This window comes from Pseudomonas sp. FH4 (assembly GCF_000510915.2).
Taxonomy (GTDB): Bacteria; Pseudomonadota; Gammaproteobacteria; order Pseudomonadales; family Pseudomonadaceae; genus Aquipseudomonas; species Aquipseudomonas brenneri.
In genome coordinates, this window is sequence record NZ_AOHN01000012.1 from 185,358 (window position 1) to 200,044 (window position 14,687).

General features: G+C 60.9%; 14 protein-coding genes and 1 riboswitch. Of the genes, 8 read left to right on the forward strand and 6 right to left on the reverse strand.

Annotated features, from left to right (window positions below; genetic code table 11):
* Positions 1-62: 62 nt before the first annotated feature.
* Positions 63-2,060: a transketolase gene (tkt, locus tag H097_RS07760; RefSeq protein ID WP_032858720.1), complete on the reverse strand. Its 1,998-nt coding sequence runs from the start codon at positions 2,058-2,060 to the stop codon at positions 63-65.
* 258 nt (positions 2,061-2,318) lie between these two features.
* On the opposite strand from tkt, the gene H097_RS07765 reads away from it, so the two are divergent.
* From H097_RS07765 to H097_RS07785, 5 genes are all read left to right on the forward strand, one after another.
* Complete coding sequence (locus H097_RS07765; protein ID WP_032858722.1) at positions 2,319-3,314, forward strand: metalloregulator ArsR/SmtB family transcription factor; 996 nt, start codon at positions 2,319-2,321, stop codon at positions 3,312-3,314.
* Between the two features lie 19 nt (positions 3,315-3,333).
* Entirely contained in the window at positions 3,334-4,524 is a 1,191-nt protein-coding gene (gene metK, locus H097_RS07770; RefSeq protein ID WP_029297363.1) for a methionine adenosyltransferase, read from the forward strand.
* A gap of 220 nt (positions 4,525-4,744) precedes the next feature.
* On the forward strand, positions 4,745-5,092 hold the full coding sequence (locus tag H097_RS07775) for a DUF1090 family protein (protein ID WP_032858724.1): 348 nt from the start codon (positions 4,745-4,747) through the stop codon (positions 5,090-5,092).
* Between the two features lie 95 nt (positions 5,093-5,187).
* Positions 5,188-6,870 carry an NAD-dependent DNA ligase LigB gene (gene ligB, locus H097_RS07780; RefSeq protein WP_032858725.1) on the forward strand — a complete coding sequence of 561 codons (1,683 nt, stop codon included), beginning with the start codon at positions 5,188-5,190 and terminating at the stop codon, positions 6,868-6,870.
* Positions 6,871-6,951: 81 nt separating this feature from the next.
* Complete coding sequence (locus H097_RS07785; protein ID WP_032858726.1) at positions 6,952-7,347, forward strand: DUF1090 domain-containing protein; 396 nt, start codon at positions 6,952-6,954, stop codon at positions 7,345-7,347.
* Between the two features lie 30 nt (positions 7,348-7,377).
* On the opposite strand, the gene H097_RS07790 is transcribed toward H097_RS07785, so the two are convergent.
* Positions 7,378-7,827 carry a cytochrome c gene (locus H097_RS07790; RefSeq protein ID WP_032858728.1) on the reverse strand — a complete coding sequence of 150 codons (450 nt, stop codon included), beginning with the start codon at positions 7,825-7,827 and terminating at the stop codon, positions 7,378-7,380.
* A 127-nt stretch (positions 7,828-7,954) separates the two neighbouring features.
* Here H097_RS07790 and H097_RS07795 point away from each other — a divergent pair, with 127 nt between their 5' ends.
* Positions 7,955-9,142, forward strand: coding sequence for an MltA domain-containing protein (locus tag H097_RS07795; protein WP_032858730.1), 1,188 nt, complete (start codon positions 7,955-7,957; stop codon positions 9,140-9,142).
* 54 nt (positions 9,143-9,196) lie between these two features.
* On the opposite strand, the gene H097_RS07800 is transcribed toward H097_RS07795, so the two are convergent.
* From H097_RS07800 to H097_RS07815, 4 genes are all read right to left on the reverse strand, one after another.
* Complete coding sequence (locus tag H097_RS07800) at positions 9,197-9,583, reverse strand: MAPEG family protein (protein WP_032858731.1); 387 nt, start codon at positions 9,581-9,583, stop codon at positions 9,197-9,199.
* Positions 9,584-9,614: 31 nt separating this feature from the next.
* Positions 9,615-10,448, reverse strand: coding sequence for an EamA family transporter (locus tag H097_RS07805; protein WP_032858733.1), 834 nt, complete (start codon positions 10,446-10,448; stop codon positions 9,615-9,617).
* A gap of 83 nt (positions 10,449-10,531) precedes the next feature.
* Positions 10,532-11,419: a formate/nitrite transporter family protein gene (locus tag H097_RS07810; RefSeq protein WP_032858734.1), complete on the reverse strand. Its 888-nt coding sequence runs from the start codon at positions 11,417-11,419 to the stop codon at positions 10,532-10,534.
* 85 nt (positions 11,420-11,504) lie between these two features.
* Positions 11,505-11,903, reverse strand: coding sequence for a hotdog domain-containing protein (locus H097_RS07815; protein ID WP_029297383.1), 399 nt, complete (start codon positions 11,901-11,903; stop codon positions 11,505-11,507).
* Between the two features lie 198 nt (positions 11,904-12,101).
* Positions 12,102-12,209, forward strand: a riboswitch (S-adenosyl-L-homocysteine riboswitch).
* Positions 12,210-12,230: 21 nt separating this feature from the next.
* Between H097_RS07815 and ahcY the strand changes: the two genes are divergently transcribed.
* Together ahcY and metF are read left to right on the forward strand one after the other, a co-directional pair.
* Positions 12,231-13,640, forward strand: a complete 1,410-nt coding sequence (gene ahcY, locus H097_RS07820) for an adenosylhomocysteinase (RefSeq protein ID WP_032858735.1) — start codon at positions 12,231-12,233, stop codon at positions 13,638-13,640.
* Positions 13,641-13,817: 177 nt separating this feature from the next.
* Positions 13,818-14,663: a methylenetetrahydrofolate reductase [NAD(P)H] gene (gene metF, locus H097_RS07825; protein ID WP_032858737.1), complete on the forward strand. Its 846-nt coding sequence runs from the start codon at positions 13,818-13,820 to the stop codon at positions 14,661-14,663.
* The last annotated feature ends 24 nt before the right edge of the window (positions 14,664-14,687 follow it).

Below are 14,687 nucleotides of genomic sequence, written 5' to 3' on the forward strand. Positions count from 1 at the left end.
TTCCAAATGTGGGAGCGGGCTTGCTCGCGAAGGCGTCAGTACAACCACCCCACTCTACAGCCTTAGTCTTCCAGCAGCTCTTCAGCCTGACCCAGGATGTTTTCCAGGGTGAAACCGAACTCTTCGAACAACGCTGGCGCCGGCGCCGACTCACCGTAGGTGGTCATGCCGATCACACGGCCTTCCAGGCCCACGTACTTGTACCAGTAGTCGGCGTGAGCCGCTTCGATGGCGATACGCGCGCTGACCTGCAACGGCAGGACCGATTGCTTGTAGTCGGCGTCCTGGGCTTCGAACACGCTGGTGCACGGCATGGACACAACGCGCACGTTACGGCCTTGGGCAGTCAGTTTGTCGTAGGCCTGAACGGTCAGGCCCACTTCGGAACCGGTGGAGATCAGGATCAGCTCCGGCTCGCCGATGCAGTCCTTGAGCACGTAGCCGCCACGGCTGATGTCGGCGATCTGCGCGTCGGTACGCACCTGATGCTGCAGGTTCTGACGGGAGAAGATCAGCGCCGAAGGGCCATCCTTGCGCTCGATGGCGTGCTTCCAGGCCACGGCCGATTCGACCGCGTCCGATGGACGCCAGCAATCCAGGTTCGGCGTGGTACGCAGGCTGGTCAGTTGCTCGACCGGCTGGTGCGTCGGGCCGTCTTCGCCCAGACCGATGGAGTCGTGGGTGTAGACATGGATCACACGCTTCTTCATCAGCGCAGCCATACGCACGGCATTGCGCGCATATTCCATGAACATCAGGAAGGTCGCGCCGTAAGGCACCAGGCCGCCGTGCAGGGCAACGCCGTTCATGATGGCGCTCATGCCGAACTCGCGCACGCCGTAGTACATGTAGTTGCCGCTGGCGTCTTCAGCCGAGACACCCTTGCAACCTTTCCACAGGGTCAGGTTGGAACCGGCCAGGTCAGCCGAACCGCCGAGGATCTCAGGCAGCAGCGGGCCAAAGGCGTTCAGGGCGTTCTGGCTGGCTTTACGGCTGGCGATGGTCTCGCCCTTGGCCGCGACTTCGGCGATGTAGGCCGAGGCTTTTTCCGAGAAGTCGGCAGGCAGGTCACCGGCCAGGCGGCGTACCAGTTCGTTGGCAAGCTGTGGGAACTCGGCGGAGTAGGCAGCAAAACGCTGGTCCCACTCGGCTTCGGCCGCGCGGCCGGCTTCCTTGGCGTCCCACTCGGCGTAGATATCAGCCGGGATTTCGAACGGGCCATGGTTCCACTTCAGCGCTTCGCGGGTCAGGGCGATTTCCGCGTCACCCAGTGGGGCACCGTGGCAGTCTTCCTTGCCTTGCTTGTTCGGCGAACCGAAGCCGATGGTGGTCTTGCAGCAGATCAGGGTCGGCTGCTCGCTCTTACGCGCGGTGTCGATGGCGGTCTTGATCTCTTCCGGATCGTGGCCGTCGACGTTGCGGATTACCTGCCAGTTGTAGGCTTCGAAACGCTTTGGCGTGTCGTCGGTGAACCAGCCTTCGACTTCGCCGTCGATGGAGATGCCGTTGTCATCGTAGAAGGCAATCAGCTTGCCCAGGCCCAGGGTGCCGGCCAGGGAAGCGACTTCGTGGGAAATGCCTTCCATCATGCAGCCATCACCCAGGAACACGTAGGTGTGGTGGTCGACAACGTTGTGGCCAGGACGGTTGAACTGCGCGCCCAGGACTTTTTCTGCCAGCGCGAAGCCAACAGCGTTGGCCAGGCCCTGGCCCAGGGGACCGGTGGTGGTCTCAACGCCTGGGGTGTAGCCGAATTCCGGGTGGCCCGGGGTGCGGCTGTGCAACTGACGGAAGCTCTTGAGGTCGTCGATGGTGACGTCATAGCCCGTCAGGTGCAGCAACGAATAGATCAACATCGAGCCATGGCCGTTGGACAGCACGAAGCGGTCACGGTCGGCGAACGATGGATTGCTCGGGTTGTGTTTCAGGTAGTCACGCCAAAGTACCTCGGCGATATCCGCCATGCCCATCGGGGCACCGGGATGGCCGCTGTTGGCTTTTTGCACGGCATCCATGCTGAGGGCACGAATGGCGTTGGCACGCTCACGACGGCTGGGCATCGCTGATCTCCTGGGGTTTGTAAAAGAAACGGAAAAAAGGATCGGCATTTTCCCTCAGCCAAGGCCTCAGGGGCAATGACAGATACCGACTTATGTAGGTTTTTCCTGTGGTTTGGACTGCATTGACGGCAAGAACACTTCCCGCCGTTCGTCTAAAGGTTATAGCGCCTGCTTATAACCACCGATTATCGACCAATATCAAAACTTTTTGATATTGGCCTTGCGAGGATTTCACCTCATCACTAGACTGCTGGCCTTATGAACTTACCTGCGCCTTCCATTCGCCCCGACGACTGCGATGAGCTGGCGGCCCTGTGCAAGGCCGGCGGTGATCCGCTGCGCCTGAATGTACTGCGCGCCCTGGCCAACGACTCGTTTGGCGTGCTGGAACTGGCGCGGATCTTTGCCATTGGCCAATCCGGCATGAGCCACCACTTGAAAGTGCTGGCCCAGGCCGATCTGGTGGCTACGCGCCGTGAAGGCAATGCGATTTTTTATCGCCGCGCCCTGCCCCACACCGAGTTGCTGGGTGGCAAGCTGCACGCCGCGCTGCTGGAAGAGGTGGATAACCTGGCCCTGCCGGCTGACGTGCAGTCGCGCATCGCCCAGGTCCACGGGCAACGCGCCGCTGCCAGCCAGGATTTTTTCTCACGGGTGGCGGACAAGTTTCGCGCCCAGCAGGACCTGATTGCCGGGTTGGCGCAATACCGCGAAAGCGTGTTGGCGCTGCTCGACAAACTGGGCTTCGACGCAGGCGCCACGGCGCTGGAAGTCGGCCCGGGCGACGGTGGGTTCCTGCCGGAGCTGGCATGTCGCTTTCACCAGGTCACGGCGCTGGACAACAGCCCGGCCATGCTGGAACTGGCACGCCAGCTCTGCGAGCGCGAACACTTGGGCAACGTCAGCCTGCGACTGGCCGATGCCTTGGATGATGTAGGGCTGCAAGCCGATTGCGTGGTGCTGAACATGGTCCTGCACCATTTCGCTGCCCCGGCCGATGCCCTCAAGCAAATGGCCGGTTTGCTGCAACCGGGCGGCAGTCTGTTGGTCACCGATTTATGCAGCCACAACCAGAGTTGGGCCAGGGAGGCCTGCGGTGATCTATGGTTGGGGTTTGAACAGGACGATCTGGCCCGTTGGGCCACCGCTGCGGGACTCGTTCCCGGGGAAAGCCTCTATGTAGGCTTACGTAATGGTTTCCAGATTCAGGTCCGCCACTTTCAGCGGCCATCTGGCGACACTCACCATCGGTAAATATCAGGAAAACATCGAGATGAGCGAATATTCCCTTTTCACCTCCGAGTCCGTGTCTGAAGGGCATCCGGACAAAATCGCCGACCAGATTTCTGATGCGGTGCTGGACGCCATCATTGCTGAAGACAAGTTCGCCCGCGTGGCGTGCGAGACGCTGGTGAAAACGGGCGTAGCAATCATCGCCGGTGAAGTCACCACCTCGGCCTGGGTCGACCTGGAGCAGATCGTCCGTGACGTGATTACCGATATCGGCTACACCAGCTCCGACGTCGGCTTCGACGGCGCGACCTGCGGCGTGATGAACATCATCGGCAAGCAGTCGCCTGACATCAACCAGGGTGTCGACCGTGCCAAGCCGGAAGATCAGGGCGCTGGCGACCAGGGCCTGATGTTCGGCTACGCCAGCAACGAAACCGACGTGCTGATGCCGGCGCCGATCACCTTCTCCCACCAACTGGTCAAGCGCCAGGCCGAAGCCCGCAAGTCCGGCCTGCTGCCCTGGCTGCGCCCGGACGCCAAGTCCCAGGTGACCTGCCGTTACGAAGGCGGCAAAGTGGTGGGTATCGACGCCGTGGTGCTGTCGACCCAGCACAACCCGGAAGTCTCCTACAAAGACCTGCGCGAAGGCGTGATGGAGCTGATCGTCAAGCACGTGCTGCCTGCCGAACTGCTGACCAAGGACACCCAGTTCCACATCAACCCGACCGGCCAGTTCATCATTGGTGGCCCAGTGGGCGACTGCGGTCTGACCGGGCGCAAGATCATCGTCGACAGCTACGGCGGCATGGCCCGTCACGGCGGCGGCGCATTCTCCGGCAAGGATCCCTCCAAGGTTGACCGCTCGGCGGCCTACGCGGGTCGTTATGTGGCCAAGAACATCGTCGCGGCCGGCCTGGCCGAGCGTTGCGAAATTCAGGTTTCCTACGCCATTGGTGTGGCCCAGCCTACGTCGATCTCGCTGAATACCTTCGGTACCGGCAAGATCAGCGACGACAAGATCGTCAAGCTGGTGCGTGAGATCTTCGACCTGCGTCCGTACGCAATCACCACCATGCTCGACCTGCTGCACCCGATGTACCAGGAAACCGCGGCCTACGGCCACTTCGGCCGCACCCCTGAACAGAAGACTGTCGGCGACGACACCTTCACCACGTTCACCTGGGAGAAAACCGACCGCGCTGACGACCTGCGGACCGCCGCCGGCCTGTAATCGCTGCACGCAACACCCAAAGCCCTGCCCGGTTCGCCCGGCAGGGCTTTTTATTGCCTTAATTGTAGGAGCGAGCTCACATTAATTGGATCCAACCCTTGCAGGCCAAATGATGGCCCACTAGAATCCGCCCCCTCCCGAGCCCTTAACCACATTGGATACTGCACTGCGCCTGCTCGGGATTGCCAAGTGCGCAGGCAATCGAACATTGAGGTTTTTCATGCGTATTGCCACTTTCGCCCCTGCCGCCATTCTGCTCAGCCTGTTCGTCCTGCCAGCACACGCTGCTGACCTGAGCGGCCTGACCGGCGCCCTGACCTCCCAACTGGGCGGCGCGTCCGGCAACTGCGAAAAACAGAGCCAGGAACTGCAAGCCAAGGTCGATGCCGCCAAAGCCAATGGCGAAGACCTGAAAGTGAAGGCCATGCAGGCCGCACTGGATCAGGTAAACAAAGGTTGCAAAAAAGTCGGCGAGTCCCAAGGCAAGCTTGACGAAGCCTCGCAAAAGCAGCAGGCCAAGGCTGATAGCAACGACACCGTGAAAGCCCTGGGCGGTCTGTTCAAGTAAGCAGAAACACCCGGTAAAAAGCCTCGCGCCTGCGGGGCTTTTTTATGGGCGTTTGCTTGCTTTAGGCTGGGCGCCCCTTCAGAGCAAGGATGCTCATGATGACGCCACGCCTGCTGACCTACCTGCTGTTGATGCTCTTCCCTATCGTCATTTGGGCGCAGGGCTGCCCGGACTGGCCAGCCGACAAGGCCAAAGACGAAATAAACACCCTGCAACGGCAAATCGGCCTGTGGGACGACAGCTACCACCGGCTCGGCCAATCCCTGATCAGCGACGAACTCTACGACCAGGCCCGCATGCGCCTGGAGCAATGGCGGGGTTGCTTTGCACAGGTGCCGTCACCTGCCGACAACCCCTTGTCCAGTTCGCGGGGCACCATCGCCCATCCCGTCCCGCACACCGGCCTTGAAAAACTGCTCAACGACCGCGCCGTGGAAGACTGGATCCGTACACGCAGCGACCTGTGGATACAACCCAAGATCGATGGCGTGGCCGTTACCCTGGCCTATCGTGCGGGCCGCCTGACTCAGGTCATCAGCCGCGGTGATGGCCTGCTGGGCCAGGACTGGACCGCCTCGGCCCGCAGGATTCCCGGTATCGTGCAACGGCTGCCCGAGGCCATCGACCTGCTCTTGCAGGGTGAACTGTATTGGCGCCTCGACGCACACATACAAGGGGAGACGGGCGGCATGAATGCCCGCAGCAAAATCTCCGGGCTGATGAACCGCCAACAACTCAGTGACGCCGACGCCGCCGGTATCGGCTTGTTTGTCTGGGCCTGGCCGCAAGGGCCGGCAGACCTCAAGCAGCAACTGGATAACCTCACGCGCTGGGGGTTTATCGACAGCCAGCGCTACAGCCAGCCCATCGAGAACTTCGAACAAGCCCGGCACTGGCGCGCCTTCTGGCATGGTCAGCCATTGCCATTCGCCACCGATGGCGTAGTGCTGCACCAAAGCCAGCGCGCCCCGGCACAGCGCTGGCAGCCGAGCACACCGTACTGGGCCGTCGCCTGGAAATATCCGGCCGTCAAAGCCTTGGCCCATGTGCGCCAGGTCCGCTTCAAGATTGGCCGCACCGGCCGTATCACACCGATCCTGGAACTCGACCCGGTGTTGCTTGATGACCGACAGATCAAGCGCGTCAGTGTCGGCTCCCTGAAGCGCTGGCAGGCACTGGATATCCGCCCTGGAGACCAGGTATCCATCAGCCTTGCTGGCCAGGTGATCCCAAGGCTCGACCAGGTCATCCTGCGCAGCCACCCCCGTGTTGATGTCACGGTACCTGTCGCGAGCGATTTCCATCACCTGAGCTGCTGGCAACTGGCCCCAGGCTGCGAAGAACAGTTACTCGCCCGCTTGACCTGGCTCAGTGGCAAGCAGGGCCTGGACCTGCCACACATTGGCCGCGAGACCTGGAGCAACTTGATCCAGGCCGGCCAAATCAGTGGTTTAGTGGATTGGTTGAACCTTGATGAGACAGAGCTTGCTACCATTGACGGATTCGGCGACCGCAGCAGTGCGCGCCTACAGGCCAGCTTGCGCACTGCGCGCCAGCGACCGTTTGCTCAATGGTTGAAGGCCCTGGGTGTACCACCTAGCGCACGCAATAACCTGGCAGGCGACTGGCAGGCCCTGGCCGCCCGAGACGCGCAAGCGTGGCAGGCCGAAGCGGGAATCGGTCCGGGACGTGCAGCACAATTGAGTGCCTTTTTTCACGACCCTCAGGTGCTGGCCATGAGTGAAACGCTACGGGCTGCCGGGATCGACGGCTTTTAGTCCCGGGCCAACTACATTAACCGGTGCCAGCAGAAATCATCCTGCCCACCTGACAACGATCTTGTTTATTTTGGAGTTTCCATGAAGTTTCTTGCACCGCTTGCCCTGTTGACCATCACCAGCGTCCTGAGCACGCCATTGCTGGCTGCCGAGACAGCCCCGCAACTGACCGGTTGCGCCGCCAAGCGCCAGGCCATCAGCCTGCAAATCGAACAGGCCAAGGCCCACGGCAACAGTGAGCAACAAGCCGGCTTGGAAAAGGCCTTGAGCGAAGTCACCGCCCACTGCACCGACGCCTCCCTGAAAAAGGAACGCGAAAACAAGGTGCTGGATGCCAAGCACGAAGTCAGCCGCCGTCAGGCCGACCTCGACAAGGCCATGAAAAAGGGCGATTCCGAGAAGATCAACAAGCGTAAGGATAAGCTCGCCGAGTCGCGCAAAGAGTTGCAGGAAGCCCTCGACGATCTGGACAAGTAAGACGCATACAGCCTTCTTGGCCGATCCGTCTCAATGGTCGCGAAACTGCTTATGACAGGCGCTGCAGGCATCTTCGACTTTCTGCACGGCCGGCCCCAGGTTACTGGCCTTGTAAGGCTGCACCTGGCTGGCGATCACCAATTCACCGGCGGCCGCCTCAAGGTTGCGCGCCAGTTCCTGGAACTGGGCCTGTTTCTGCCATACATCGTCCTTGGCACTGGTGTGATCTTCTTCGCGCACCGTTGGAAAGTGCTTCCACGGCTCATGGGACAGGGCGTCAAGCTTGACGGCGCCCTCGGCAAATTTCGCCCCGTCGAACGGGATACGGCCACGCAGCATGCCACCCAGGTCTTCGCCGGTCTTGAGCATCTGCTTGAAGATAGCCTTGCGCTGGCCCAACGGCGAATTAGGGTCAACACCACCGCAGGCGGTCAGCGTCAGGCAGGCCAGCAATACAACAGTCAGTTTTTTAAAAGTCATGGTGGCTCTGGGTCACGGGAAACGGCGGCCAGTATCCTCGCCCCGCCCGCAAAGACCAATAGCCCTATTAATAATATGGATGCTTGCGCCGCGACCGGCTCGGGCAATCGCCTTGGAAATTACTTGCATGAATAACCTCGTCACCCCCTGGAGCCGCCGACTGGTGTGGGCTCTGCCAATGATCGCGCTGCTCGCCGGATGCGACGGCGGCAACACTCCGGCCCCCAAGCCTGCGCCCGAAAAACCTCACGCCGTGGCGACCTATGTCAGCGCCACCTGGGAAGCCCTGCCCGTGGTTTCGGACAGCGACCTGCAAGCCGGTTTCGAGTCCTGGCGCAGTGCCTGCCAACGCCTGAAGAACGATCCGGTGTGGGGCACCACCTGCGCTGCAGCGGCCAATGTGCCGGGCAATGCCGGCGACATCCGCGGCTTCCTCAAGCAACAGTTGGACGTCTACGGCCTGCGCTCGGCGGACAATACGCCCAATGGCCTGATCACTGGCTACTACGAACCGGTCTATCCAGGCAGCCTCACCGAAACTAAAACCGCCCATGTCCCCGTGTTTGGGGTGCCGGACGACCTGATCATCGTCAACCTGGAAAGCATCTACCCGGAACTCAAGGGCAAACGCCTGCGTGGGCGCCTGGAAGGCCGGGTACTCAAGCCTTATGACGATGCTGGCACCATCAACCAGCAAGGCTCCAGCGCCAAGCCGATTGCCTGGCTGACCCACCCGATGGACCTGCAATTCCTGCAAATCCAGGGTTCTGGCCGCATCCAGCTGGCTGATGGTCGCCAATTGCGCGTGGGCTACGCCGACCAGAACGGTTTCCCCTATCGCCCTATCGGCCGCTGGCTGGTGGAGCAAGGCGAGCTGAAGAAAGAAGAAGTCAGCATGGGCGCAATCAGTGCCTGGGCCAAGGCGCACCCGGAACGCATCCCCGAGTTGCTAGCGAGCAACCCCAGCTACGTCTTTTTCAGCACCCGGCCCGACAGCAATGAAGGCCCGCGTGGCTCGCTGAACGTGCCGCTGACCGCAGGCTACAGCGTGGCGGTGGACCGCAAGGTCATCCCGCTGGGCAGCCTGTTGTGGCTGTCGACAACCCGGCCCGACGGCTCGCCGGTGGTACGACCGGTAGCGGCCCAGGACACGGGGGGTGCAATTGTCGGTGAGGTACGTGCGGACCTGTTCTGGGGCACGGGTGATGCCGCAGGCGAACTGGCCGGGAATATGAAGCAACAGGGCCAGATCTGGATGCTGTGGCCCAAGGGCGCAGCGCTACCCAAAGTGCCGGACGCCCCGACAGGAAGCTGAGGATCGAATGTGGGAGCGAGCAAGCCCGCTCCCACACTGGATCTGCGGTGGACCTTACATCGAGACGAAGAAGAAGCTCGCAATCAACGCCATGCCCACGAACCACACCAGCGAGCGCAAGATCGCCCAGTCCGCCAGGTAGCAGATGATGAAAAGCAGGCGGCTGGTGATAAACAGCACCGCCAGTACGTTGATGGTCACCAGTTCCGCATTGCCTGCCATGTGGGCAATGATCACCGCGGCGGCAAACGCCGGGGTCACTTCAAAGCTGTTGAGCTGCGCGCTATGGGCACGCTTGGCAAAGCCTTCCAGGGTTTCCAGGAAGGCCCGGGGGTCATGGTTCTGCCGGGGCCCGAATTTGCCACCACTGAATTTGGCCACGCCGGTACACAGGTACGGCAGAAAAATTGCGATCAACACACACCAGAAAGCGACAGTCATCACTCATTCCTTTTTTAGTTTTATCCGCTGGTTAGAGTTTCATCACGAGCATGCCGATCAACACCAACCCACAGGCTAAGAGCCGGGAGCGGCCGAAAGGTTCTTTCAGGTAACGCATGCCGAACAACACCACCAGGATCACGCTGACTTCCCGCAGCGCGGCGGCCTCGGCAATCGAGCCCAACTGCATGGCCCAAAGCACCAGAGCGTAGCTCAACAACACGCACAATCCCACGCTCAGCCCCAATCGCCACTGGGTTCGCCAGAACAGGCTGAACGCGGCACGTTTGCGCACCATGGCCAACAGCGGAAAGGGCCAGGCGCTGAGCAGTGTCAGCCAGACCAGGTAATCCAACGGGTGCGACCAGCGCCGCAGCGCCTGCCCGTCGAGAAAGGTATAGCAGCCGATGCACAGGCCGATCAGCGCCACCACCGGCAACATCGACCAGGGCAACCGATCCCCGCCACCGCCCTGCCACAACAGGCACAGCATGCCGAACGGGATCAGCAGGATGCCGACAATCTGCTGGGTACTGAGCACTTCCCCGGCAAACACCAGGGTCAGCGCCAGCACCACCAGCGGTGATAAACCACGCATCAACGGGTACACCAGCCCCAGGTCGCCGACGCGATAGGCCTGGATCAACAGGTAACGGTAGAGCAACTCGAACAAGGCCGAAGCGATGATCCACGGCCAGATTTCCAGGGGCGGCAGCGACACAAACCCCACCGCCAGCAGAACAAACAACAGCGCAACACTGTCCATGCAGGCGATCACCAACAGGCGTTCGCCGCTGAATTTGATCAAGGTGTTCCACGTCGCATGCAACAGTGCCGCTACCAGTACCAAGACTGTCGCAAGCAATGGAACCTCCTATAAGTGATTCGTGATGTGTCAGCCCATATTTATACCAAATACCGCGCTGGCGCACCCTCTACACCCTGGCGTCACTGATCCTTGTCGATCGGCTGCGGATGCCTGGGATCCGCAGCCTTTTTGCCCGGCAAGCTGCTTTCGCTGCGAATCTGCGCATGGCTGATCAGCGCGAAGATAAAACTGCCACCGATGATATTGCCGGCCAGGGTCGGGCCGGCGAATACCAGCCAGAAGTCCTTCCACGGCAACTCGCCGGCAAATACCAGGTAGGACACCTCCGCCGAGCCGACCACAATGTGGGTAAAGTCGCCCAGCGCCATCAGGTAGGTGATCAGGATAATGATCCACATCTTGGCGCTTTCCATGGACGGGATCATCCACACCATGGTGGCGATCATCCAACCGGAGACGATGCCTTTGGCGAACATCTGGCCGGTGTCGTTCTCCATGACCTTGCGCCCGATGTCGAGAAAGGCCAGGTCGGTCTTGGCATCAAAAATCGGCAAGTGCAACATCACATAGGCCACCAGCAAGGTGCCGCAGAGGTTGCCCACCAGCACCACCGTCCACAACCGCAACAAGCGCCCGGCATTGCCCAGAGTCGGTTTGCTCATCACCGGCAGCACGGCGGTCAGGGTGTTTTCGGTGAACAGTTGCTGGCGCGCGAGAATCACCGCGAGAAAGCCTGCGCAGTAGCCAAGGCTGGCAATCACCTTGAAGCCCTCGCCGTCCGGCAGACGTGAGTTGAGCAACCCCATGGCCATCAAGGACAGGCCCATGGTCAAGCCGGCCGCCAGCGCCGACCACCACAACGCCGCTACGCTGCGCTCCAGCTCCTGGTCGCCCTGGGTGCGAATGATTTCATGCAGCACCGCCGCCCTGGGTGGCTGGTTCTTGTCCACGTCCTGCTGCTCTTCCTGCGACAGGTTGGGGGTCTTGCCGTCTTTTTGCGTGGCCATGGGCGTACCTGAACGAGGGGGCGATTTCAGGTACGACCAGTGCGCCCTCAAGAGCGTTCAATGACCACCGCTACACGGCGGATCGTTACTCGCTGTCGTCCTGGAACTGATCCTTCACGTACTTGATCTCGGTACGACCATGGGGCGCCGGCAGGCCGTCCTCGCCGAGGTTGACGAAGACCATTTTTTCCACGGTCAGGATGCTCTTGCGCGTGATCTTGTTGCGCACTTCACAGGTCAAGGTGATGGAGGTGCGGCCAAACTCGGTAGCGGTGATGCCCAGCTCGATGATGTCGCCCTGGCGCGAAGCGCTGACAAAGTTGATCTCGGAGATGTACTTGGTCACCACCCGCTGGTTGCCCAGCTGGACAATCGCATAGATCGCCGCTTCTTCGTCGATCCAGCGCAACAGGCTGCCACCGAACAGGGTGCCGTTGGGGTTGAGGTCTTCGGGTTTTACCCATTTGCGGGTGTGGAAGTTCATGTTCACTCCAAAGCGTCTTGCGAAATGATGGGCAACATCATGGCAGAGCGCCGGCCCAAGCTCTATGAGGCATTGCCTATCAGTGTCATGAGCGATCTTCATGGCGCCGACAGAAAGGCTTGGGAAGTCGGGCGCAGGCGGCTATAATCGCCACCGTTTCAAAACGGTCATCTGCGATTGATACCGTTCTCCCGCCACCTGTCCGAGGGGCGCTGCAGCAGGCCCCGGCCTGTCAGGCTCGGATGGGGCGTTGCCCAGCCGGGTTGTCCTGGTTGGATACTAAACGCACAACGGCGCCCATTCGCACACTACGAATGGAGGCTCTTCATGAGCGCTGTCAACACGCCTGCAGGTTTTACCGACTACAAAGTCGCCGACATGTCCCTCGCTGCCTGGGGCCGTCGCGAAACCTTTATCGCCGAATCCGAAATGCCAGCCCTGATGGGCCTGCGTCGCAAGTACGCCGCTGAACAGCCGCTCAAGGGCGCGAAGATTCTCGGCTGCATCCACATGACCATCCAGACTGCCGTGCTGATCGAAACCCTGGTTGCCCTGGGTGCCGAAGTGCGTTGGTCGTCCTGCAACATCTTCTCGACTCAAGACCAGGCCGCGGCGGCTATCGCTGCTGCCGGCATCCCGGTCTTCGCCTGGAAAGGCGAGACCGAAGAAGAGTACGAGTGGTGCCTGGAGCAAACCATCCTGAAAGATGGCGCGCCTTGGGATGCCAACATGATCCTCGACGACGGCGGCGACCTGACCGAGCTGCTGCACAAGAAATACCCGGCCATCCTGGACCGCGTCCACGGCGTGACCGAAGAAACCACCACCGGCGTACACCGTCTGCTGGACATGCTGGCCAAGGGCGAGCTGAAAATCCCGGCCATCAACGTCAACGACTCGGTGACCAAGAGCAAGAACGACAACAAGTACGGCTGCCGTCACAGCCTCAACGATGCGATCAAGCGCGGCACCGACCACCTGCTGTCGGGCAAGCAAGCCCTGGTGATCGGCTACGGTGACGTGGGCAAGGGTTCGTCCCAGTCCCTGCGTCAGGAAGGCATGATCGTCAAGGTTTCCGAAGTTGACCCGATCTGCGCCATGCAAGCCTGCATGGACGGTTTCGAAGTGGTTTCGCCGTTCATCGACGGCCAGAACGACGGCACCGAAGCCAGCATCGACAAGGCCCTGCTGGGCAAGATCGACCTGATCGTGACCACCACCGGTAACGTGAATGTGTGCGATGCCAACATGCTCAAGGCCCTGAAAAAGCGCGCCGTGGTATGCAACATCGGTCACTTCGACAACGAAATCGACACCGCTTTCATGCGCAAGAACTGGGCATGGGAAGAAGTGAAGCCTCAGGTGCACAAGGTTCACCGTACCGGTGCCGGTGATTTCGACCCGCAGAACGACGACTACCTGATCCTGCTGGCCGAAGGCCGCCTGGTGAACCTGGGCAACGCCACGGGCCACCCAAGCCGCATCATGGATGGCTCGTTCGCCAACCAGGTACTGGCGCAGATCTTCCTGTTCGGCCAGAAATACGCCGACCTGTCGCCCGCCCAGAAAGCCGAGCGCCTGACCGTGGAAGTACTGCCGAAGAAACTCGACGAAGAAGTGGCCCTGGAAATGGTCCGCGGCTTCGGCGGCGTCGTGACTCAACTGACCAAGACCCAGGCCGACTACATCGGCGTGACGGTTGAAGGTCCGTTCAAGCCGCACGCCTACCGCTACTGATCGGCCCTGCTGGCGCCGGCTCTTCTGTGGGAGCTGGCTTGCCCGCGATGCAGGCACCTCGGTATTTGAGCAATACCGTGGTGACACTATCGCAGGCAAGCCAGCTCCCACAGAAAGCCCGGCACCCGCTTCGATTGTGTATGCCTTCCAGGCCTTCGAGTTTCCAAGGGTATTACCATGTCCCAAGACCGTCGCTACAGCTTCGAGTTCTTCCCGACCAAGACCGATGCTGGGCATGAAAAACTAATGGCGACTGCTAAGCAGTTGGCCAGCTACAACCCCGATTTTTTCTCCTGCACCTACGGCGCAGGCGGCTCGACCCGCGATCGCACGATCAACACCGTGCTGCAGCTGGAAAGCGAAGTCAAAGTGCCTGCCGCTCCGCACCTGTCGTGCGTGGGCGACAGCAAGGACGACCTGCGCGGCCTGCTGACCCAATACAAGGCTGCCGGCATCAAGCGCATCGTCGCCCTGCGCGGTGACCTGCCGTCCGGCATGGGTATCGCCAGCGGCGAGCTGCGTTACGCCAACGACCTGGTGAGCTTCATTCGGGAAGAGACCGGTGACCACTTCCACATCGAAGTGGCCGCCTACCCGGAAATGCACCCCCAGGCGCGCAACTTCGAAGACGATCTCCACAACTTCGTACGCAAAGCCAATGCCGGCGCCAACAGTGCGATCACCCAGTACTTCTTCAACGCCGACAGCTACTTCTACTTCGTCGAGCGCGTGCAGGCCCTGGGCGTGAATATCCCGATCGTGCCGGGCATCATGCCGATCACCAACTACAGCAAGCTGGCGCGCTTCTCTGACGCCTGCGGTGCAGAAATCCCACGCTGGGTGCGCAAACAACTGGAAGCCTACGGCGATGACGTCAAAAGCATCCAGGCCTTCGGCGAGCAGGTCATCAGTGAAATGTGCGAGACCCTGCTGCAAGGTGGCGCACCCGGGCTGCACTTCTACACCCTGAACCAGGCTGACCCGAGCCTGGCGATCTGGAACAACCTCAAGCTGCCACGCTGAGGCTGCCCTGTGTACTGCCGGCCC